Source organism: Lutibacter sp. Hel_I_33_5 (assembly GCF_007827455.1).
Lineage (GTDB): Bacteria > Bacteroidota > Bacteroidia > Flavobacteriales > Flavobacteriaceae > Polaribacter.
In genome coordinates, this window is the sequence record NZ_VISM01000001.1 from 615,258 (window position 1) to 638,649 (window position 23,392).

Sequence of the window (23,392 nt, forward strand, 5' to 3'; positions counted from 1 at the left end):
TAAAAAAGAAAATTATTTATGTAGTAAAAATAAACAAAAACACCTCATTTTCATGAGGCGTTTTTTACTAACTATATTTTCTAAGAATTTAAGCTTCTAATACTTCTTGTACTTTATCTGCAGCTTCTTGAAATTCTGTAGCAGAAATAATTTCCATACCAGAATTGTCAATTAATTCTTTTGCTTCTTTTGCGTTTGTACCTTGTAATCTACAAATAATTGGCACATTAATCTTATCACCCATATTTTTATATGCATCTACAACACCTTGCGCTACTCTATCGCAACGAACAATACCACCAAAAATATTTACTAAGATTGCTTTTACATTAGAATCTTTTAAAATAATTCCGAATGCTTTTTCTACACGTTCAGCATCAGCAGTACCACCAACATCTAAAAAGTTAGCAGGCTCTCCTCCAGATTCTTTAATTAAATCCATAGTTCCCATTGCTAAACCAGCACCGTTTACCATACAACCTACATTACCATCTAAATCTACATAATTTAAACCAGCAGCGTTTGCTTCTACTTCAATAGGATTCTCTTCACGTAAATCACGCATAGCTGCATAATCTTTATGTCTGTATAAAGCGTTATCATCTAAAGAAACTTTAGCATCAACAGCCATAATTTTATCATCAGATGTTTTTAATACTGGATTAATCTCAAACATCGAAGAATCAGATTTAATATAAGCAGTATATAAGGCCATCACAAATTTTGTCATGTCTTTAAATGCTGCGCCAGATAATCCTAAGTTAAAAGCAATTTTACGTGCTTGAAAAGGTAATAATCCTGTTCCTGGATCTACTTCTTCAGTAAAAATTAAATGTGGAGTTTCTTCAGCAACTGTTTCAATATCCATTCCACCTTCCGTAGAATACATTATCATGTTTCTACCTGTACCACGATTTAATAAAACAGACATATAAAATTCATCTGTTTCAGATTCTCCAGGATAATATACATCCTCACAAATCAAAACTTGATTTACCAACTTTCCTTCTGCTGAAGTTTGTGGCGTAACCAACATCATTCCAATAATATCATCAGCAATGCTTTCTACTTCTTGTAAGTTCTTAGCAAGCTTTACTCCACCACCTTTTCCACGTCCACCAGCATGAACTTGTGCTTTTATCACATGCCAACCAGTACCCGTATCTTCGGTTAATTTTTTAGCTGCAGCAACTGCTTCTGCAGGTGTACTAGCAACAATACCGCGTTGAATTCTAACGCCAAAACTATTTAAAATCTCTTTTCCTTGATATTCGTGTAAATTCATTTGTAAGAATATTATTTTATCGTGAGCAAAAGTACAAATTCCATATTAAAAATCTTACTATAATTATCGAATAAAAAATAGCTTTTTTAAAGTAGTATCAACAATTCACTACAAATCTTTTACAGTTCAATACAAATCATTTTTTAGCAGTATAAAAACCCAATAATTTAGCTTAAAAATAATTTAAGATTTAATTAACATCTATAAAATGTAACACTTTAAAGTTTACCTAGTCCTTATGTTAATTAACATGATTTTATGATTCATTTTTATAATTCATAAATAATTTAGCTAAAAAAACTAACATACAACCAACATGAAAAAGTTTTTAATTACTACACTATTATTAGTCTTTAGTATCATACAATTATCTGCACAAGTAAACACTAATAGAAAAAAAATGGGGGCTACAAGAATAGAGAAAGCGCCCAAAATAGACGGAATTCTAGATGATGAAGCTTGGAAAAATGCAAAAATAGCAAAAGATTTTATCATGATGCGACCTGATAATGGGAAGGCAGAAGTTGATACCCATAAAACAGAAGTAAAACTTGTGTACGATGATGATGCAATTTATATAAGCGCATTAATGTATGATCCAGACCCTACAAAAATTCCAGCAGAATTTACCAGTAGAGATAATTTTGGAAATGCAGACTTTTTTATGGTCATGGTCAATCCAATTGATGACGGTCAAAATCCAAATATGTTTATTGTTTCGGCTGCTGGTGTACAAACAGATTCAAAAGTTTCTAATGGTAATGAAGATTATAATTGGAATGGTGTTTGGGAAAGTGGGTTTAAAATTAATAAAGATTCTTGGACTGTTGAGATAAGAATCCCATATCGTGCGTTACGTTTTTCTAATAAACCAATACAATCTTGGGGATTTAATTTTCATAGAGACATTAAAAACTTAAATGCACGTTACACCTGGAATCACATTGATAATCAACAAGGAAGATGGACACAATACGATGGCTTAGTAGAAAATTTTAGAGATATTAAACCACCTACACGACTATCTTTTTACCCGTACGCATCAGTAATCTCAAATACTTTTGATGGACATACAACAGGTGATTGGAGTGCTGGTATGGATTTAAAATACGGTTTAACAGAAAATTTCACCCTAGACGCAACATTAATTCCTGATTTTAGTCAAGCTGGCTTTGATAATGTGGAGCTTAATTTAGGGCCTTTTGAACAGCGATTTTCTGAACAACGACAATTTTTCACTGAAGGAACAGAACTTTTCACCAAAGGAAGATTATTCTATTCTAGAAGAATTGGAGCCTCACCAACAGATCAATTTGATGTAGAAAGTCAATTAACAACCAACGAGGTAATTACAGATAGCCCGGGTAAAGTTGATATGTTAAATGCAGTAAAAATTTCTGGACGTACAAAAAAAGGGTTAGGAATTGGTTTTTTTAATGCTATTACAGCTAAAACAGAAGCAAAAGTACGTGATACACTTACTGGAAATACCAGAGAATTAGTCACAAATCCATTTACTAACTATAATATTATGGTCTTAGACCAGCAATTTAATCAAAACTCTTCCGTGTCTTTAATTAACACTAATGTTACTAGAGACGGGAAATTTAGAGATGCAAATGCCACAGCATTAGATTGGCATATAGAAGACAAAGGGAGTAACTACAATATTGATGGTTCTTTTAAAATGACAAACATTTCTGATGATCCAAGTGAAACAAATACTGGATATTCTTTTGATACAAGTATTGGTAAACAATCTGGAAAATGGCGAGGTGAAATTGGGTATAATTTTGAAAATAAAGATTACAATCCAAATGATTTAGGAATTCTTTTTAGCAATAATGAGCAGACACTTTATGGTTTTTTAGGCTATAGAATACTAAAACCAACAGGCAATATTAACAATGGAGGTATTACACTTTATTACAATGTTAATTGGCTGCACAATCCTGGCACTTATACAGGTACAAATGTAGGTATTGGCTCTTGGTTTAATACCAAGGGACGTTTTAATTTTGGAGGTAATTTGAATTTTAGTTCTAAAGGAAGAGATTTTTTTGAGCCAAGACAAGGGAGTACTAGTGGAGTTTTCTTTGAAACACCTTTACGTTTTAATGTAAATCATTGGGGAAATACAGATAGAAGAAAAAAATTATCTTTTAATTATTTCTGGTATTACACCTTCTTTAAAAACAATCCAAGAGAAAATTATGGGTTTAGAATCGCTCCAAGATATCGTTTTAACAATCAATTTTCTTTGAGTTATAGCTTCAGGTATAATCAATCTAATGATGAACAAGGCTATGTAAACGAAGTTAATAACGATATTATTTTTGGTCAACGAGATAGAGGATCCTATGAAAATTCAATTTCTGGAAAATACACCTTTAGTCCTATGTCTTCATTATCATTAACATTCCGTCATAATTGGACTAAAGTACCATATGATACTCAATTTTATAATTTAACTTCTGAGGGGTTATTAACTCCTAACAACTATTCTGACATGCATGATGTCAATTTTAATAGCTGGAATTTAGATTTAAATTATATTTGGCAGTTTGCACCTGGTAGCCAGTTAATTGCGTTTTATCGAAACTCTATTTTTAGCCAAAATGACAATACAAATCCTAACTTTTTTCAAAACTTAGAAAACCTATTTGAAGAACCTAATCAACATATATTCTCTTTACGATTAGTTTATTTTATTGATTATAATAATATTAAAAATATTTTTTAACATTTGTTTTCCCACGTGATGAATCGGATAAGATGTAAAAAGTCTATCCGATTTATTTTTTAGTCAAGTCTTTTTAATACTTTCGTTGTATTGATTTTAAAATATGATAAAAGCAAAAAACATACATAAATATTTTGGCGATATTGAAGTTTTAAAAGGCGTAAATCTTCATATTAAAAAAGGAGAAATAGTTGCTATTGTTGGCCCTTCTGGTGCTGGAAAAACCACACTATTACAAATTTTAGGAACTTTAGATAAGCCAACTAAAAATGAAGATTATCATTTAGAATTAAATAACATATCACTTAAAGAATTATCCGATGTTAAAGTTTCATCATTTAGAAATTCACATATCGGCTTTATTTTTCAATTTCATCAATTACTACCAGAGTTTACCGCTTTAGAAAATGTGTGTATTCCCGCTTTTATTGGTGGGAAATCCAAATCCGAAACAGAAAAAAAAGCAAAAAAATTATTAGCTTTCTTAGGATTAACTGATAGAGAAGATCATAAACCAAACGAGCTTTCTGGAGGAGAGCAACAACGTGTTGCCGTCGCAAGAGCATTAATAAATGATCCATCAGTAATTTTTGCCGATGAACCTAGTGGAAATTTAGATTCTGCCTCAGCAAAAAACCTACATGAACTTTTCTTTAAACTAAGAGATGAATTTGGTCAAACCTTTGTATTGGTTACCCACAATAAAGAGCTAGCTAAAATGGCGGATAGAACGTTAACAATGAAAGACGGTATCATTATATAACACTGTTATGAAAAAATTATCTTTATTATTATTTGCACTTTTAATATTTAGTTCTTGTGCAACTATTTTAAATAAAAAGACTTCTGTAGTTAAAATTTCTGCAGATAAAGAAAGTAAGATTATCTTCCAAAAAGATACCATTCTAATTAATAAAAAGCAGATAAAAATAAGACCTATTCGCTCTAAAAAAAACTTAAAGGTAACAGTTTTAAAGGATAGTTTAAAGAGAGATTTTTATTTTGAAAACAAAATCTCACCTCTTTTCTGGATGAATATTACAAGTATTTATAGTATTGGAATGCTAGTAGATTTATTCAGTGATAAACGTTTTACTTATAAACATAATTTACATTTTATAACAGATCGTCTTTCAAAAAAAATAGAACTAAGCAGCAAAAAAATAGCTTTAATTCCAAAAAATAAACTTTTTATATACACTTCCCCAATAAAACTAGTTGATTTCACCTCCATACCAATGACAACTTTAGGTGTAGAATATTTTGTGAAAAATAATTTTAGTATCAGTGCAGAATACGGTACATTTTTAAGAACCAAAAAACTACGAAGACACAATGTTACTTACCTAAGAGAGAATGCATATACGTATAGGTTGGAAACAAAAGTATACAACATCATTAATTTAACTCAGAACGTACATTCAAATGAATATATAGGATTAGAATTTCGCAAAATAGTTAGTCAGTATAATGATTATTTAGATTATTCTGAAAGAACAGACAAATATCAATATAATTATACAAGAGATGATTTTGCTACTTATAAAAATGTAACAGTTGTTAATTTTAAATATGGAATGATTGTTCCTATTGGTAATAGGTTATATTTTGATTTTTATGGTGGTTTAGGCATAAGAACAAAAAGATTTGATCATATAAATTTAGAATATGATAAATCACTACATAGTTTATTTGACTTAGACGACTTTCCTACTTTCGATTTAAACTATTTTAGAGATTATAATAAAAGAAGCCTGTTAAATATATCTCTTGGTTTTAAGTTCGGTTTTAAATTATAACAATGAACCAAATAGAACTGGAAGAATTCTTAGAAGAGAAAGTCTCTCTATACAATCAACCAAAGTTTATAGAATCTGACCCAATTCAAATTCCACATCAATTTTCTTTAAAAGAAGATATAGAAATTGCAGGTTTTTTAACCGCTACAATTGCTTGGGGAAATAGAAAAATGATTATCAAAAATGCTTCTAAAATGATGGAGCTATTAGGGAATTCACCTTATGATTTTATCCTAAATCATAAAAAAAATCATTTAGATTCTATAGAGAATTTTGTACACCGAACATTTAATGTTATTGATTTTCAGTATTTTATCACTTCTCTTCAAAATATTTACAAAAATCATAACGGAATAGAAAGCGCTTTATCAATAAAAGATAACACTTCAAATTATAAAACAAGTATAGCTAGTTTTAAAAAATTGTTTTTTGAAATTCCACACCCAGAAAGAACAACAAAACATGTTTCTGATCCATTAAAAAACTCAGCTTCCAAACGCATCATCATGTTTTTACGTTGGATGGTTAGAAATGATACTGTTGGTGTAGATTTTGGAATTTGGAAAACTCACAACCCATCAAATTTATCCTGTCCGTTAGATGTACATTCAGGAAATATCGCTAGAAAATTAAAAATCCTTTCTAGAAAACAAAACGATTGGAAAGCCGTTGAAGAATTAGATCTTATTTTAAGAGATTTTGATAAAAATGATCCTTCAAAATATGATTTTGCATTATTTGGCTTAGGTGTTTTCGAAAAGTTTTAATTAGAAGTTAACAACGGTATTATTCTTTCTCTTTTTTAAATTAAATTAGTCTTTTAAATATTTTAATCATGAAAAGACTATTATATATTCTATCGTTTGTTTTTATTTATAATGCAAATGCACAAGACCCAAGAATTCCTTTAGACACAATAGTTACCACTACAAATTCGGTAACCATTAAAGGAAAAAAAATTCCCTATAAAGCAATGACAGGTATGCAGCCTGTTTGGAATGAAAATGGTAAAATTGTAGCTTCTTTATACTATACCTATTACACTAGAACAGATATAAAAAATAAAACAAAAAGACCGCTTGTTATGTCTTTTAATGGTGGACCTGGCTCTGCTTCAGTATGGATGCATATCGCATATACGGGTCCAAAAGTTTTAAAAATTGATGATGAAGGAAACCCAATTCAACCATACGGAATAAAGGACAATCCATATTCTGTTCTTGACGTAGCAGATATCGTTTTTATAAATCCTGTAAATACTGGATATTCTCGTCCAGTTGTTAAAAAAGGAGAAAAATTGGATAAAAAATATTTCTTTGGTGTAAATGCGGATGCAAAATACTTAGCAGATTGGTTAAACACTTTTATTACAAGAAATAACAGGTGGTTATCGCCAAAATATATTATTGGAGAAAGTTACGGAGGTACACGTGTTATGCAGTTAGCAAACGAATTACAAAATAGACAATGGATGTACCTTAATGGAGTAATTATGGTTTCTCCTGCAGATTATAAAATTATTAGAACAGGTGGTTCTGAAGATTCAGCTATGAATTTACCTTACTTTACAGCAACAGCTTGGTATCATAAAATGTTACCTAAAGATCTGCAAAATAAAGATTTAGAAGAAATTTTACCTGAAGCTGAACGATTTTCATACAACGAATTACTACCAGCAATTTCTAAAGGTGGAAATATTTCTGATTCTGAAAGAAATAATGTGGCAGAAAAAATGGCTCGTTTAACAGGTATAAAAAAACGTGTATTATTACAACAAAATTTAGAAATGCCTCCAAGTTTTTTCTGGAAAGAATTACTGCGTGATGTAAACGGAAAAACAATTGGTCGCCTAGATAGCAGGTATTTAGGTATTGATAGACAAGAAGTTGGCACAAGACCAGATTATAGTCCAGAGTTAACGTCATGGCTGCATTCTTTTACTCCAGCAATCAATTATTATACTCAGAATATTTTAAAATTTAAGACAGATGTAAAATATAATATGTTTGGACCAGTACGACCTTGGGATTTTGAAAAAGAAAACGCTCGAGAAAACTTACGTAAAGCGATGGCACAGAATCCCTACTTACAAGTATTAGTTCAATCTGGCTACTATGACGGTGCTACTACGTATTCTGTTGCTAAATATACTATGGGGAAAATTGATCCAAGCGGAAAAATGAAACATAGAATGAGCTTTAAAGGATACAGAAGTGGACATATGATGTATTTAAGAAAAGTAGATTTAGAAAAAGCAAACGAAGACTTACGTCTGTTTATTAAAAAAAGTTCAGAAAAAATTGGCCCTGCAAAATATTAATAATTAAATGCAATTTAAATACCCACAAATTTTATACTTATTAGCGCTACTAATTATACCAATTTTAGTACACCTTTTTCAATTACAAAAGTTTAAAAAAACACCTTTTACAAATGTTGCTTTTTTAAAGAAAATAACCTTACAAACTCGTAAAAGTTCTCAGTTAAAAAAGTGGCTTATTTTAGCAAATAGACTGTTATTATTTTCTGCGATACTTTTTGCTTTTTCTCAACCTTATTTTAGCAATAAAAAAGTTGAACAAAAACAAAATAATTTCATATATTTAGATAATTCTTTAAGTCTAAATTCTAAAGGTGAAAAAGGAGATTTATTACAAGTAAGTATTCAAGAAATAATTGAGAATATTTCGAGTCAGGATAAATTTAATTTACTCACAAATGATGATTATTATACTGATTTAACATCTGAAGAGCTTAAAAAAAAGTTACTAAAAGTCAAAAACACTTCTAATACCTTAAAAATTAGTGATGTTTTGTTAAAAATTGACAACAGCACAAGTAATAAAACTAACACTTTAAATAAAAATATATTAATATCTGATTTTCAGAATACTTATAAAAATGAGTTTACAAATGTAAATAGCGATATTTCCTTCATAAAACTGAACTCTTCATTAAAAAACAACATTTCTATCGACAGTGTTTACATTGATGATCTAAAAGCCAATAATTTTACAGTTAAAATTATAGTGAAAAATCAAGGTGAAGAAAAAACTAATATTCCGATCGCACTTTTCAACAAGAAAAAACTGATTAGCAAACAATCATTTTCTATAGAAAAAAACACTATTAAAACCCTCTCCTTCCCTACCCAAAAAACTACAAAATTTACAGGAAAAATAACTGTAACTTTTAACGACACTTTCACTTTTGATAATTCATATTTTTTCACAATCAATTCAAACAAAAAATCGAACATTTTAACGATAGGAAAAGAAGCTGATTTTATTTCAAAAATATATCAAAAAGAAGAATTTAACCTATCACAATTTAGTCTCCAAAATCTAAATTATAATACGATTACAAATCAGCATTTAATCATCTTAAATGAACTTACAGAAGTTCCAAAATATTTATCAACCAGCTTACAAGAGTTTTCTAAAAATGGCGGAACCATTATTATTATTCCTTCAGAAAATATAAAAGTTGACTCTTATAATCAATTTTTTAAAGATTTAAACCTTGGAAAAGTAAACACACTAAAAAAAGACAGCTTAAAAATAACTTCCATTAATTTTAATCATCCAATATTTAATAATGTTTTCTCAAAAAACATTAAAAATTTCCAATATCCAGTTAGTAACAGCTACTACCCTACTTTATTTAGAAATTCAAACAATATTGTTTCTTATCAAAACAACACAGGTTTTATTAAAGAAATTAAACTAAAAAAATCAACCCTATATTGGGCTAGTTCTTCTTTAGACAAAAGAATAAGTAATTTTACAAACTCTCCTTTAATTGTGCCAATTTTTTACAATATTGGATTAAACAGTTTAAAATACCCAAAATTATATTACACCATAGGCGAGGCTAATAAAATTGATATCAGTGGAAAATTAAGCAGCAATGATATAATTACTATTACAGATAAAGAAGACTCATTTATTCCGCTACAGCAATCATATCAAAATAAAACAACAATAAATACTGAGAAAAGACCTAATTCTAATGGGTTTAAATACATCATCAATAAAAAAGACACATTAAAAACTGCAGCCTATAATTACCCTAAACATGAAAGTCGACTGCAATTCTTAGACTTAAATGCGCTGAAAAAAGAAAAGAGTAACATCACTATTCACAGCTCTATTGAAGATGTTTTTAAAGAAATGAACAAAAAAAATGAAGTTCGTTGGCTTTGGAAATGGTTTTTAGCGTTAGCAATTGTATCTTTGCTCCTGGAAATTTTAATTTTAAAATTCTTCAAACCATGACTACGCTGTTAAAATCGGCTACAATAATAGACCCATCAAGCTCTTACCACAAGAAACAAAAAGACATTTTAATTAGTAACGGAAAGATTAAAAAAATTGACAATGCTATTCCTATCAAAAAAGAATACACTGTTGTTGATTTAGAAGATTTACATGTTTCTTGCGGCTGGTTTGACACTTCCGTTTCGTTTGGTGAACCTGGTTTTGAAGAAAGAGAAACTATAGAAAACGGACTAGAAGTAGCTGCAAAAAGTGGTTTTACACGTGTGGCGGTTAACCCTAACACAAATCCAGTTATAGATAATAAATCTTCAATAGAATATTTAATAAACAAATCTAAAAGTGCAGCCACAAATTTACACCCAATAGGCGCTTTAACTCAAGGTGGTAAAGGAATTGATATTGCTGAGTTATTTGATATGCAACAGTCTGGGGCTATTGCTTTTGGGGATTATAACAAACCTATAGAAAATGATAATTTATTAAAGATTGCGCTGTTATATGCTCAAAATTTTAATGGATTAGTGATGAGTTTTCCTCAAAATAATTCAATTGCAGGAGAAGGCATTGTAAACGAAGGAAATACGAGCACAAGATTAGGACTGAAAGGAATTCCTGCTTTAGCTGAAGAACTTCAAATTTCTAGGGATTTATTTTTACTTGAATATACTGGTGGAAAATTACATATCCCAACAATTTCTACAGCAAATTCTGCTACATTAATAAAACAAGCGAAGAAAAAAGGATTACAAGTAACATGTGGTGTAACAATTGCAAACTTATTACTTAGCGATGATGAACTAGAAGGTTTTGATAGCAACACAAAACTAACACCGCCTTTAAGAACAAAAAAAGACGTGAAGTCCCTACAAAAAGCTGTTACTTCTGGAGTAATAGACGTTATTACATCTGACCACAACCCTATTGATATTGAAAATAAAAAAGTTGAATTTTCTAATGCTAAAAACGGAACGATCGGTTTAGAAAGCGCTATTGGAGCCTTAAATTCAATTTTTGATCCAGAAGAGTATATAAACTGTATTACCACAAATCCGAAATATATTTTCGGTATTGAAAATAATGCTATAGAAGAAGGAAATATTGCAGAACTATCATTATTCAGCACAAAAAAATCATACTCTTTTAACAGAGAAAACATTTTATCTACATCAAAAAATAGTGTTTTTCTTGGCAAAAACTTATCTGGAATAGCGTATGGTATTTTTGCCAATAATAAATTAGTATTAAACAACTAACTGAAAATATATTTACAATGCTAAATTATATTGTTAGAGAGACGAAAACTGACTCTAAAAATCCGCCTTTATTAATTCTTTTACACGGTTATGGAAGTAACGAAGAAGACTTATTTTCTTTTGCTTCAGAATTACCTGACGAACTTTTAATAGTCAGCGCTAGAGCCCCTTATGAAATGGGTTATGGAGGTTATGCATGGTATGCTATTAATTTTGATGATCAGAACGGTAAGTTTTCTGATTTAGTGCAGGCAAGAGAATCCATTACTAAAATTGCTAGTTTTATTGACAAAATCAAAACTAAATACAACACCGATAAAGACAATACTTTTTTATTAGGTTTTAGTCAAGGTGCAATTTTAAGTTACGGATTAAGCTTTTTACATCCTGATAAAGTACAGCATGTGATTGCTTTAAGCGGTTATATTAATGAAGAATTACTTCCTTCTAATTTCTCATCTTTAGAAATAAAAACGGATTATTATATTTCTCACGGAACTGTTGATCAAGTTTTACCAATAGATTGGGCAAGAAAAGCACCAAAAATTCTTGATGAATTAGGCTGTACAAATGAATATTCCGAATATCCTGTTGGTCATGGGGTTACTCCTCAAAACTTTTATAGTTTTAAAAGTTGGATTGAGAAACGATTATAAAAGTAAATTAATTTGCCTCCGTTTTATATTTCTAGTACTTTCGTAAGCAACTACTAAGTCAACTAACTTTATGAAAATTAGATTCTTATTTTCACTACTTTTTTGTTTTATCACAGTAATCAGCTTTGGTCAAACGGTAAATGATGCTCCAAAAATCAATTATTTTTATTCTGATACTGATGTTTCTAGAGAACCTGATGGTTGTTTTTTAAAATTACCAGCCGAATATTATGGAGTAGAAATTACCTACGGAGTAACTTCGTTCCAGAAAGCAGATGGAACAACATGGACAAGAGATTCTAGTGAAAAAAGTATAAAGAAATACTATGTAGATTTAGCGTCAAAAATTAAACAAACATTTCCTGAATCGTATTTTTATTCTGAAAGTGCAAAATTTTTAAATATAGAATTCACAGATAAAAGTATTCTTGATTTTATCAACATTAACGAAAATGCTTCCTTAAAAATGTTTTGCTTGATTAAATTAGATACTTCAAAAACAGAAAGGCAATTAATAAATGAGTTTTTTAAGTTAAAGAAATTAATCACTTTAAATAGAATTCCTAAACAAACTCCAAAATATAGTACTGATAATGGATATGAATTTTTAATGATTATGAATTCGTTACCTATTTTAGCTAACAGCAGTATAGAAACGTATAATAATAAATTATTGAGTAAAATAACAAAACAGCTTAATAAACTTTCTAGTGAAATTTCTGGAAATCAGCAGTTTGAAGTTACCATAAATGATGATGTAAAGATTTCTAGAGCATCATTATTTAATTTGTATTACAAGAAAAAATACACGCTTCAATTCAAATCAACAAACTAGTCTCTAGCGTTAAACCATCATAGGCTAAGAAAACATTCTCTGGTAATTCTTTTTCAACTTCTGCATGAAATCCTAACATTTCACTTATATGCGTTAAATATGCTTTCTGAGGTTTAACATCATTAATAAAAGCTAAAGCTTCTTCTATATTAAAATGAGTTCTATGTGGTTCTTTTCGTAAACCCGTTACAATTAAAACATCTAAATCTTTCAATTTTTCTTTTTCTGTATCAGAAATTGTTTTTATATCTGTTAAATACGCCATGTTCCCAAAACGAAATCCTAAGATTGGTAAATCGCCATGCATCACTTCAATTGGAATCACTTCTACTCCTTTTAATTGAAAACTTTCTTTAGGAGAGATAAGTATTGGCTTAACCTTTGGAGTACTTGGATATCTATTTTCGGTTGCAAAAACATAATCATATCTTTTTTCCAATACTTTTAAAATCCTTTTATCTGTGTAAATTGGCACAGCACCAATTTTAAAACCAAAAGGTCTAACTTCTTCAAATCCAGCAATATGATCTGCATGTTCATGCGTGATAAAAACTCCGTTTATAGACTGAACATTTTCTCGTAACATTTGTTGTCTAAAATCTGGACCACAATCTATAATACAGGTAACATCATCCCAAGAAATTAAAATAGAAGCACGCAAGCGCTTATCTCTTTTATCATTCGAAAAAGCTACAGGATGATTACTTCCAATCATTGGAACCCCAGTTGAAGTTCCTGTACCTAAAAAAACAACCTTCATAGAAGACAAAAATAGGATAATTATTGACTGATAGCTACTAATTTTACTACATTTGTTAAAGACAAAAAATCCTTACAAATGGCAATTTCTTTAAAAGGCGATCAAAAAATTAGCGATGTACTTAATTCTAAAAGTAAAGCATTACGAATTAACTTAAATTCTGATATTTACGGAACGTTTGCAGAAATTGGAGCTGGACAAGAAACTGCTAGGAATTTCTTTAGAGCAGGTGGAGCTTCTGGAACTATTGCAAAAGCAATGAGTGCGTATGATAAAGATTTTTCTGATGCTATTTATGGAATTGAAGAAGACAGGCGTTATGTAACAGAATCTCGCTTGATAAGAATGTTACGTCATGAAATAAACTTAATTGAAGATCGATTAAGTAGAAATAAGCATCCTGATAAACTTTTTTTTAGTTACGCAAATACCGTAGCTACAATTGATTTTGCTAAAAAATTTAAAGGTCATGGTTGGGTTGGAATTCGTTTTCAATTAGATCCATTAGAAGATTATAATGAAATTGTTTTACATCTACGTTTTAAAGAAACTGATGCCCGTTTACAACAAGAAACGTTAGGTGTTTTAGGTGTTAATTTAATTTATGGTGCTTTTTATTTAAATGATAATCCAAAAGAATTAGTTAAATCTTTTTATGACAATCTAGATAAAGATCAATTAGAGATTGATATGATTAACTTTTCTGGACCACGTTTTATGTATGTAGACAATCGTTTAATGAGTTTGCAATTACTTAAAAACGGTATGACAAACGCAGTAATGTTTGGTTCTGACGGAATTAACTTATTACCTGCTCAAGTACTTTATAAAAAGAATATTCTTGCCTTACGTGGTAGTTTTAGACCGGTTACCAAAGTAAATATGGATATGTTTGAGAAATCTAAACAGCTATTTTTTGCAGAAAAGAAAGTTAATAAAGAGAAGACTCAAATTATTTTTGAAATTACGTTAAGCAATTTACGTGCAGAAGGAGAAATTAACGAACGTGATTTCTTAGACAGAGCAGAATTATTATGTTCTCTTGGTCAGAATGTAATGATTACAAATTTTCAAGAGTATTTTAAACTAGTAGAATACTTTAGTGAGTTTACCAAAGAACGTATGGGACTTGCCATGGGAGTGTATAACTTAATTCAAATTTTTGACGAAAAATACTATAAAAATTTAAGTGGTGGAATTCTTGAAGCATTTGGTAAATTATTCCATAGAGATTTAAAAATCTACATGTATCCATATAAAGATGAAGAAACTGGAGAATATATTAATAGCGAAAACTTAAAAGTTAGCCCAAGAACAAAAGAGTTATACAAATTCTTTAAGACCAATAGAAGGCTTATTAATATTGACGATTTCAATCCTGAAATCCTTCATATTTTTTCTCGTACTGTTCTTAAAATGATACAAGATAATGAAGAGGGCTGGGAAGAAATGTTACCAGAAGGAATCTCTGAAACTATTAAACAGAAAAGACTTTTCGGTTATTCTAGAAGAGCAAGACTTTTAAAAAAATAATCCCTCATTAAATATTCTTATTTTATTAACCTATAATAAATTAAGCTAATTGACTAATGAAAAAACATTAGTAGCACAATTACAAGATGCTAAACAAAAAGATTCGGCTTTTAGAGAGTTAATATCTCTATATAAAGAACGTCTGTATTGGCATATTCGAAAAATAGTAATCTCGCATGACGATGCTGACGATGTCTTACAAAATACATTTATAAAGGTTTTTACAAGCATTCATAAATTTAATCAAGACAGCAAATTATATTCCTGGATGTATAGAATTGCTACGAATGAAGCAATTACATTTCTTAATAAAAAAGCGAAAGAAAGGAAAGTAGATATTACAGAAATTCAGTCTGAACTTGCAAACGACTTAACTAACGACAATCATTTTACAGGTGATGAAATACAAATGATTTTACAAAAAGCTATTGTACAGTTACCACAAAAGCAGCAATTAGTATTTAATATGAAGTATTTTGATGAGATGAAATACCAAGAAATTTCAGAAATTTTAGAAACTTCTGTTGGGAGTTTAAAAGCATCTTATCATCATGCAGTAAAAAAAATAGAACAGTATATTAAAAATATTTACAACTGATTTTAAACCTTTTACACAAAATACAGTCAAAGTAATAATTATGGGATTAAATAAAGATAATAACTTTAATTACTTAAATCAGCTCGATAAAAAGGGACATGGTTTTTCTACTCCGCAAAATTATTTTGATGGAATTGAAGATGATTTTCACATAAAATTATCCGAAGAAAAACTTCCTTTAGAAAGCGGGTTTACAACCCCACAAAATTACCTTAGTAGTATAGAAGCTAAAGTTTTAAGCAAAATAAACGTTAAGAAAAAGTCTAAAGTTATTACTTTTAATACTAAAACAACGCATTTTATCTCATATATCGCTGCCGCTTCTATACTTTTATTTTTTGGGTTTAAATATTTTTATTCTACAATAAAACCAGAAAATGTTACATTTGACGCTATAGAGTTTAGTGAAGTTGAAAATTGGTTTGAAAATAACAATATTAGTAACAACGAATTAACAGCAAATTTTACTGACTTAGATATTGATGAAAATGATTTTCAAGTAGATATCGAAGATTCTAATTTAGAAGATTATATAAACTCAATTGATACTACTTATTTAATAAACGAAATAAATTAATGATGAAAAAAATAATATTCCCTCTTTTATTTTTATTCGTATTCGCTACTTCTTTATTAGCTCAAAAAAAGAATACTAGCAAAATAGGTTTCGAAAAAATTAGATCTTTAAAAGTTGGCTTTATTACTCAGAAACTAGATTTATCTAGCAAAGAAGCAGAAAAGTTTTGGCCAATTTACAATACTTATGATAAAAAAATAATGCTTTTACGTAAGGAAGAAAATAAAAAAATAAGAAAAAAAATTAATGCTCAGGGAGGAGTTGAAGCCATAAAGGAAAGTGAAGCTAAAGAAATTTTAGAACAAATAAAGAAATTAAAAAAGGAACAAGTTATTGTTATTGATGAATACCAAACAAAACTGACCAAGGTTTTACCTTATAAAAAAATACTAATTCTTAATTTAGCTGAAAAAGAATTTAACAGAACATTATTAAGGAAATTGAGAAATAAAAATAGAGTGAAAAATAAAAAGAAGGATTAAAATCCTTCTTTTTATTTTTTTATTAAAGCCAAACTAAGATATAATTCTGGTCTGTTATGTGTAAATTTCTTCAACCAGATGGTTAGTTCGTTTATTTCGTGTGGTAACAATATGTTTAATGCTTTTTCTAGTTCTTTATAAAATAAATCTGAATTGAAACTAACTTTTTTTAGTACTGTTTTAGTGTAATCAAACATTGCTCTTGCCATGTATTTAATAATTTCAGGAAGTTATTTTTTAATTTAACGAAATCAATTTCGTAAATAGTATATAAAAATACAAAAAAATCCATTCTTTTTATAGAATGGATTTTATTTTAATGCTAACAAAAAGTTAAAATTATTTTTATAACTTATTAATTTTAGCTGCTATAGCAGATGCTTTAGTTTCTAATTCAGCTCCTAATGCTTTAAAATGAGCTTTCTTATTTTCTACACCTTTAGCGTTTAACTTTACAATTAAAGAATCAAAAGTTTCAATTGCTTCATCAATAATAGCTTCAGATTTTTTAGTGTCTTTTTTTGGGTTTAATAATTCCCAGATATAACACTCTTCAATTAAATCTCCTAACGTGTAATTAATATCTTTTTTTAAGTTTTTTATACTTGCCATAATTCAAAAATTTTCAGATGCAAAGTTACTATAAAATCATTATAAAAAATCTAAAACGTCTGTTATTTTATTAATGGTAATATAATTACTTGCATTCTGTTCTTGCTCTGTAACTTCTTCGTGCGCCCAAGTTGTATGAAAAGGCACATGCACTGATTTAGCTCCAATTTCTATTAAGGGTAAAACATCCGATTTTAAAGAATTTCCAATCATCAATAATTCTGATGGATATATATCTAAATGATTAATTAGTTTTTTATAATCTTTCGCTTTCTTATCACTCATTACTTCTATATGATGAAAATATTGATGCAAATTAGATTTTTCTAATTTACGCTCTTGATCTAATAAATCTCCTTTAGTTGCTACTATTAGTTTATATCTCCCTTGCAAGTTTTTAAGCACATCTTCTACTCCATCCAATAATTCAATTGGTTTTTCCAACATTTCTTTACCAATGTTTAAGATCTTAGAAATAGTTGTTGGTTTAATAGTATAATTAGAAAGTTCTAGTGCAGATTCTATCATAGAAAGTACAAAGCCTTTTACACCATAACCATATAATGATAAGTTTTTTATTTCCTTTTTAAAAAGCTCTTGATCTATTTTATTCTCAGTTTCATACGCTGCTAATAATTTAGCAAATTCTTTCTCTGCCTCTCTAAAATAGGTTTCATTTACCCACAAAGTATCATCAGCATCAAAAGCAATGACTTTAATATTGGTATACATTAACGTTTTAGATATTTTATAGCTTTTTCTAAATCTTCAGGAGTATCAATTCCAATGGCTTCAACATCAGTTTCAATCATTTTAATCTTTTTACCAATTTCTTGATATCGGATTGCTTCAATTTTTTCTGAAGCTTCTAAAGGCGTAATCGGAGTGTTATAAAAGTCGATGAGTGCTTGTTTTCTAAAAGCATAGACTCCTTTGTGCTTGTAATATTTCACATCAATATCTATATCTCTATGAAATGGAATTACACTTCTAGAAAAATAAATTGCCATATTATTTACATCGGTAATTACTTTTACATTATTAGGATTTTCAATATCAGTTTTATCAGTAATTTGAACCATTAAAGACGCTAAATCAATTTCTTTATTAATGTCTTTTTTAAATGCATCTATTAATTTTGAAAGTGAAACTTCATCAATAAACGGTTCATCACCTTGAACATTAATTACAATATCTACATCAATATTTTCTACAGCTTCAGCAATTCTATCAGAACCACATTCATGTGCTGTTTTACTCATAATTGCTTTTCCACCAATATTTTCAATCTCATTAAAAATAACGTCAGAATCAGTTACAATAAACACATCATCAAATAACTTAGTTTGCAATGCTGCCTGGTAAGTTCTAACAATTACAGGCTTTCCCCCTAAATCTTTCATTAGTTTACCTGGGAAACGAGATGCGCTATAACGCGCTGGAATCATTGCAATTACTTTCATTTATTTTATATAAACTTCTAATAATTCTGAATTCTCTTCAGAAGTAATTTTAATATTTTTAATACAAGCCGGTACTAAAATAGTTTCACCCATTTTTAGTGTTTCTTGTTGATTACTATACTCAAATAAAACATTTCCTTCTACACACATATAAATAACAAAACTATCTTTTTTAGAATGATTAACAGAAATAGTTCTATTTACAGGTAAAACATTGGTTGTAAAATAAGGGCATGAAACAATTTCCGAAGCACTATTCTGTTCTTTTTTATAATCAGTTTTATATGATTTTTGAGCTTTATAATCAATTACATCTATAGCTTCTTCTGTATGTAAATCCCTGAATGTTCCATCAGGATTTGGTCTATCCCAATCATAAATCCTATAGGTAATATCAGATGTTTGCTGAATTTCCGCTATTAAAACTCCAGCTCCTATTGCATGAACTCTACCATTAGGAATAAAATAAACATCGCCTTTTTTAACCTCATCAATATTTAAAATATCGGTAAGTGTTTTATTTTCTAAATGACCTAAATATTCTTCTGAAGTAACATCTTTTTTGAAGCCAACAATTAGATTCGCTTTTTCATCAGCTTGCATTACATACCACATTTCTGTTTTTCCGAATGAGTTATGACGTTTTTTAGCCAGATCATTATGTGGATGTAACTGAATACTTAGTGCTTCTTTTGCATCTATAAACTTAATTAATAGCGGAAATTTTTCACCAAAATGTTTATAAATAGTTTCGCCAACCAAGTCATATTTAAATTCAGAAATCAACTCTTTTAAATCTTTTCCTTTTAAAGCACCGTTTGCAACTATTGAGGTATCTCCTTTTACATCGGAAATTTCCCAACTTTCACCAATATCTTTTCTTTTGGAAACTTTATTAAGATTTTTCATCAACTTTTGACCACCCCAAATTTTATCTTTTAGGATAGGTTCAAATTTTAAAAGTTGATGTATAGGCATTGTCATTTTTTTTGAAAGGCTAATTTACAAGTTCTTTATAAAAGTTAAATATTAATTGGGTAACTTTATCAAAAATTATACTTTAAATGTTATAATGAGCGAACTTAATATTGTTATGGTAATTGCTATTATTCTTTTTGCAAGATTAGGTGTTCGTTTATTTATAGGATATCAAAAGCAGAAAAAAGAAAAAGAAGATTAGTTTCCAGAATAACTCACAGAATTTCTAGCAGTCTCATAAAGTTTCACTTTCAACTCTAAATGATTTGGAATATGCCTTCTTAATTTATTATAAATTACCACAGAAATATTTTCAGCAGTTGGATTCAAGTTTTTAAATTCTTCCACTTCAATATTTAAATTTTTATGATCTAAAGCTTCTTCTACTTCAGATTTTATCAATCTTCTTAAAATAGATAAATCCATCACAAAACCTGTTTCTTGATCAATTTCTCCAGTTACAGAAACAATTAAATCGTAATTATGTCCATGAAAATTTGGATTGCTACACTTTCCAAAAACTTCAAAGTTTTTTTCATCAGACCAATCTTTTCTATATAATCTGTGTGCTGCGTTAAAATGAGCTTTTCTATGAACAGTTACTTTAGGCATTAGTTAGTTTTGAGTATGATTCTTTAAAAATAATCTTAAACCAAGCAGTATAAATTTCTGGCTGTAATTCAATATCAGATTTCACATCCTCAAGAGACATCCATTTATAATTTTCTACTTCTTCTTTATTAATAATTGGTTCATCATTAAATTCCCCAATCATTACATGATCTAACTCGTGTTCAGTTAAACCATTATCAAAAGGCGCTTTATACACAAACCAAAAAACCTCTTCAAGTTCTGTTACAAAACCCATTTCTTCTTCAAGTCTTCGTTTTCCTGCTTCTAATGAAGTTTCTCCGTCTCTTTGATGAGAACAACAAGTATTTGTCCATAATAAAGGAGAATGATATTTATCTGCGGCTCTTTGCTGCAACATTAATTCACCTTTATCATTAAAAATAAAAACTGAAAATGCTCTGTGCAAAACCGCTTTTTCATGGGCTTCCATTTTAGGCATCAACCCTAATTGGTTATCATTGGTATCTACTAAGATTACGTGTTCTTCCATCAATTAATTTAATGAAAAGCAAAGCTACAAAAATCAGTCCATAATTTATTTATCTTTGGCTTCTTAAAAAAGTGATTAATTTTTCTTGATGAAGCTTACTAAATCTATTTTATTTTTTCTTTTAATTTTTTTGATGATTCAATGTGATGATAAACAAAAAAAGAAAAAAAACATTTTATTAAAAAAAGAAAAAAAAGTAATTCAGAAAAAACCTGTAGAAAAAGCATGGGATAGTTTAAATAAGAAGAATGTAATTCCTTTTTTCACTGAATATGGCAAACAAAACAAAGAAACTAAAGTTAAAATCACTACAGATTTTGGCGAAATAAAATTACGATTATACAACGATACGCCTATCCACAGAGCTAATTTTATTTTCTTAACTAAAATTGGATATTTTACACATACAGAGTTTTATCGAATAGCTAAAAATTTTGTAATTCAAGGTGGTAATTCAGAAGATTTTGGTAAATCTAAAGTCCGTTATAAGTACAGAAATTATGTTTTAAAACCAGAATTCAGAAAACATAGAAGACATACATATGGTGTTTTAGCTGCTGCAAAAGAAACAGACAACAATCCAAATAATTTATCTAATCCATTTGAATTTTATATTGTTCAAAGCAAATCTGGCGCGCATCATTTAAACAATCTTCATACTGTTTTTGGAGAAGTAATTTCTGGTTACTCAACCATGGAAAAAATGTCTAAAGTAAAAGTTGGGCCAGATGAATGGCCTATTGAAGATATTAAGATGAAAGTTGAAATTATAGATTGATAATTCTATAGTTAGCAGTATATTTGCTCCTCAAATTTTGTAAATGAGTTTTATAGAAGAAATACAGCGTAGAAGAACATTTGGAATCATTTCGCATCCAGATGCAGGTAAAACTACACTTACAGAAAAACTTTTATTATTTGGTGGTGCCATTCAAGAAGCCGGTGCTGTAAAAAATAATAAGATTAAAAAAGGCGCAACTTCAGATTTTATGGAAATAGAGCGTCAGCGTGGAATTTCTGTAGCCACTTCTGTACTTGCTTTTATCTACCAAGACAAAAAAATAAACATTCTCGACACACCAGGTCATAAGGATTTTGCTGAAGATACTTTTAGAACTTTAACAGCTGTAGATAGTGTAATAGTTGTTATTGATGTTGCAAAAGGTGTTGAGCCGCAAACTGAAAAATTAGTTGAAGTTTGTAGAATGCGTAATATACCGATGCTCGTTTTCATCAATAAATTAGATAGAGAAGGAAAAGATGCTTTTGATTTATTAGATGAAGTTGAGCAAAAGTTAGGATTGACAGTTACTCCAATGAGTTTCCCTATCGGAATGGGATATGATTTTAAAGGAATCTATAATATTTGGGAAAAGAAATTGAACATTTTTTCTGGAGATAACAAACAAACTATTTCTGAAGGAATTGAATTTGATGACCTATCAAATCCAGAATTGGATACTGTAGTAGGAGAAAAAGCCGCAGAAACCTTACGAGAAGAGATTGAATTAATTGAAGAAGTCTATCCAAAATTTAATCAAGAAGCGTATTTAAAAGGGGAATTACAACCCGTATTTTTTGGTTCTGCCTTAAATAATTTTGGAGTAAAAGAATTGTTGGATGCTTTTATTGAAATTGCACCTCAACCTCAGCCTAAAAAAGCTGAAGAACGTTTAGTAGATTCTAAAGAAGAAAAACTAACAGGATTTGTGTTTAAAATTCATGCGAATATGGATCCTAAACACAGAGATAGATTAGCTTTTATAAAAATTGTTTCTGGAGTTTTTAAAAGAAATTCACCGTATTTACATGTAAGAAATGGAAAGAAAATGAAATTTTCGAGTCCAAATGCTTTTTTTGCTGAAAAGAAAGAAATTGTAGATGAATCATTCCCTGGTGATATTGTAGGTGTACATGATACTGGTAACTTTAAAATTGGTGACACATTAACAGAAGGTGAAGTTTTAAACTTTAGAGGAATTCCTAGTTTTTCTCCAGAACATTTCCGCTATGTAAATAATGCAGATCCAATGAAAGCAAAACAGCTATTCAAAGGGTTAGATCAATTAATGGACGAAGGTGTTGCCCAATTATTTACACTAGACATGAACGGAAGAAAAATTATTGGAACTGTAGGTGCTTTACAATATGAAGTAATTCAATATCGTTTAGAACATGAATATGGTGCAAAATGTACGTATGAAAATATTCATGTGCATAAAGCATGTTGGGTAGAAGCTGAAGATGAAAAAAATGATGAATTTAAAGACTTTAAACGTGTAAAGCAGCGTTATTTAGCAAAAGACAAACAAGGTCAGTTAGTATTTTTAGCAGATTCTGAATTTACTATTCAAATGACACAGAATAAATATCCATCAGTAAAATTGCATTTTACAAGCGAGTTTAAAGATTAGT

24 protein-coding genes are annotated in these 23,392 nt (G+C 29.2%); 15 read left to right on the forward strand and 9 right to left on the reverse strand.

Going from position 1 to position 23,392, the window contains the following annotated elements; genetic code table 11:
• Positions 1-88: 88 nt before the first annotated feature.
• A complete protein-coding gene (gene sucC / locus OD91_RS02635) occupies positions 89-1,285 on the reverse strand; it encodes an ADP-forming succinate--CoA ligase subunit beta (protein ID WP_144894848.1) in 1,197 nt (398 codons plus the stop codon).
• A 316-nt stretch (positions 1,286-1,601) separates the two neighbouring features.
• Between sucC and OD91_RS02640 the strand changes: the two genes are divergently transcribed.
• The 9 genes from OD91_RS02640 (at position 1,602) to OD91_RS02680 (ending at position 12,851) form a co-directional block, all read left to right on the forward strand.
• Positions 1,602-4,028, forward strand: a complete 2,427-nt coding sequence (locus tag OD91_RS02640) for a DUF5916 domain-containing protein (protein WP_144894849.1) — start codon at positions 1,602-1,604, stop codon at positions 4,026-4,028.
• A 103-nt stretch (positions 4,029-4,131) separates the two neighbouring features.
• Positions 4,132-4,791 (forward strand): ABC transporter ATP-binding protein, encoded by a 660-nt coding sequence (locus OD91_RS02645; RefSeq protein WP_144894850.1) that lies wholly within the window; start codon positions 4,132-4,134, stop codon positions 4,789-4,791.
• A gap of 7 nt (positions 4,792-4,798) precedes the next feature.
• Positions 4,799-5,827, forward strand: a complete 1,029-nt coding sequence (locus OD91_RS02650; protein ID WP_144894851.1) for a hypothetical protein — start codon at positions 4,799-4,801, stop codon at positions 5,825-5,827.
• 2 nt (positions 5,828-5,829) lie between these two features.
• Positions 5,830-6,594, forward strand: coding sequence for a TIGR02757 family protein (locus OD91_RS02655; protein WP_144894852.1), 765 nt, complete (start codon positions 5,830-5,832; stop codon positions 6,592-6,594).
• 68 nt (positions 6,595-6,662) lie between these two features.
• The gene (locus OD91_RS02660) at positions 6,663-8,147 is read left to right on the forward strand and encodes a S10 family peptidase (protein WP_144894853.1); all 1,485 of its coding nucleotides are present in this window, start codon (positions 6,663-6,665) and stop codon (positions 8,145-8,147) included.
• A gap of 7 nt (positions 8,148-8,154) precedes the next feature.
• On the forward strand, positions 8,155-10,104 hold the full coding sequence (locus tag OD91_RS02665; protein ID WP_144894854.1) for a BatA domain-containing protein: 1,950 nt from the start codon (positions 8,155-8,157) through the stop codon (positions 10,102-10,104).
• Positions 10,101-11,360: a dihydroorotase family protein gene (locus OD91_RS02670; RefSeq protein ID WP_186434380.1), complete on the forward strand. Its 1,260-nt coding sequence runs from the start codon at positions 10,101-10,103 to the stop codon at positions 11,358-11,360. Before OD91_RS02665 ends, OD91_RS02670 begins: the two co-directional genes overlap by 4 nt.
• Positions 11,361-11,377: 17 nt before the next feature.
• Positions 11,378-12,016 carry an alpha/beta hydrolase gene (locus tag OD91_RS02675; RefSeq protein WP_144894856.1) on the forward strand — a complete coding sequence of 213 codons (639 nt, stop codon included), beginning with the start codon at positions 11,378-11,380 and terminating at the stop codon, positions 12,014-12,016.
• A 70-nt stretch (positions 12,017-12,086) separates the two neighbouring features.
• Complete coding sequence (locus OD91_RS02680; protein ID WP_144894857.1) at positions 12,087-12,851, forward strand: hypothetical protein; 765 nt, start codon at positions 12,087-12,089, stop codon at positions 12,849-12,851.
• On the opposite strand, the gene OD91_RS02685 is transcribed toward OD91_RS02680, so the two are convergent.
• Entirely contained in the window at positions 12,835-13,611 is a 777-nt protein-coding gene (locus tag OD91_RS02685) for an MBL fold metallo-hydrolase (RefSeq protein ID WP_144894858.1), read from the reverse strand. The two genes, OD91_RS02680 and OD91_RS02685, sit on opposite strands and share 17 nt — an antisense overlap.
• A 78-nt stretch (positions 13,612-13,689) precedes the next feature.
• Between OD91_RS02685 and OD91_RS02690 the strand changes: the two genes are divergently transcribed.
• From OD91_RS02690 to OD91_RS02705, 4 genes are read left to right on the forward strand one after another with little or no spacing between them, the layout of a single operon-like run.
• Positions 13,690-15,144, forward strand: coding sequence for a TonB-dependent receptor (locus tag OD91_RS02690; RefSeq protein ID WP_144894859.1), 1,455 nt, complete (start codon positions 13,690-13,692; stop codon positions 15,142-15,144).
• A gap of 49 nt (positions 15,145-15,193) precedes the next feature.
• Complete coding sequence (locus tag OD91_RS02695; protein WP_144894860.1) at positions 15,194-15,742, forward strand: RNA polymerase sigma factor; 549 nt, start codon at positions 15,194-15,196, stop codon at positions 15,740-15,742.
• 40 nt (positions 15,743-15,782) lie between these two features.
• Entirely contained in the window at positions 15,783-16,319 is a 537-nt protein-coding gene (locus OD91_RS02700) for a hypothetical protein (protein ID WP_144894861.1), read from the forward strand.
• A 2-nt stretch (positions 16,320-16,321) separates the two neighbouring features.
• Complete coding sequence (locus tag OD91_RS02705; RefSeq protein ID WP_144894862.1) at positions 16,322-16,801, forward strand: sensor of ECF-type sigma factor; 480 nt, start codon at positions 16,322-16,324, stop codon at positions 16,799-16,801.
• Positions 16,802-16,812: 11 nt separating this feature from the next.
• Here OD91_RS02705 and OD91_RS02710 read toward each other — a convergent pair whose 3' ends face one another.
• The 7 genes from OD91_RS02710 to idi all read right to left on the reverse strand — a co-directional run bounded on the left by OD91_RS02710 (position 16,813) and on the right by idi (position 20,977).
• On the reverse strand, positions 16,813-17,010 hold the full coding sequence (locus OD91_RS02710) for a hypothetical protein (RefSeq protein ID WP_144894863.1): 198 nt from the start codon (positions 17,008-17,010) through the stop codon (positions 16,813-16,815).
• A 136-nt stretch (positions 17,011-17,146) separates the two neighbouring features.
• On the reverse strand, positions 17,147-17,413 hold the full coding sequence (locus tag OD91_RS02715; protein ID WP_144894864.1) for a hypothetical protein: 267 nt from the start codon (positions 17,411-17,413) through the stop codon (positions 17,147-17,149).
• Between the two features lie 39 nt (positions 17,414-17,452).
• A complete protein-coding gene (locus tag OD91_RS02720; protein WP_144894865.1) occupies positions 17,453-18,145 on the reverse strand; it encodes an HAD family hydrolase in 693 nt (230 codons plus the stop codon).
• Positions 18,145-18,876, reverse strand: a complete 732-nt coding sequence (kdsB, locus tag OD91_RS02725; protein ID WP_144894866.1) for a 3-deoxy-manno-octulosonate cytidylyltransferase — start codon at positions 18,874-18,876, stop codon at positions 18,145-18,147. The genes OD91_RS02720 and kdsB overlap by 1 nt, the downstream gene beginning before the upstream one ends.
• Positions 18,877-19,854 carry a type I phosphomannose isomerase catalytic subunit gene (locus OD91_RS02730; RefSeq protein WP_144894867.1) on the reverse strand — a complete coding sequence of 326 codons (978 nt, stop codon included), beginning with the start codon at positions 19,852-19,854 and terminating at the stop codon, positions 18,877-18,879. It abuts the gene before it with no gap.
• 198 nt (positions 19,855-20,052) lie between these two features.
• Positions 20,053-20,466: a 6-carboxytetrahydropterin synthase gene (locus tag OD91_RS02735; RefSeq protein ID WP_144894868.1), complete on the reverse strand. Its 414-nt coding sequence runs from the start codon at positions 20,464-20,466 to the stop codon at positions 20,053-20,055.
• Positions 20,459-20,977, reverse strand: a complete 519-nt coding sequence (gene idi, locus OD91_RS02740) for an isopentenyl-diphosphate Delta-isomerase (RefSeq protein WP_144894869.1) — start codon at positions 20,975-20,977, stop codon at positions 20,459-20,461. The genes OD91_RS02735 and idi overlap by 8 nt, the downstream gene beginning before the upstream one ends.
• A gap of 88 nt (positions 20,978-21,065) precedes the next feature.
• On the opposite strand from idi, the gene OD91_RS02745 reads away from it, so the two are divergent.
• Together OD91_RS02745 and OD91_RS02750 are read left to right on the forward strand one after the other, a co-directional pair.
• Positions 21,066-21,755: a peptidylprolyl isomerase gene (locus OD91_RS02745; protein WP_144894870.1), complete on the forward strand. Its 690-nt coding sequence runs from the start codon at positions 21,066-21,068 to the stop codon at positions 21,753-21,755.
• A gap of 43 nt (positions 21,756-21,798) precedes the next feature.
• Positions 21,799-23,391 carry a peptide chain release factor 3 gene (locus OD91_RS02750; protein ID WP_144894871.1) on the forward strand — a complete coding sequence of 531 codons (1,593 nt, stop codon included), beginning with the start codon at positions 21,799-21,801 and terminating at the stop codon, positions 23,389-23,391.
• Position 23,392: the final 1 nt, after the last annotated feature.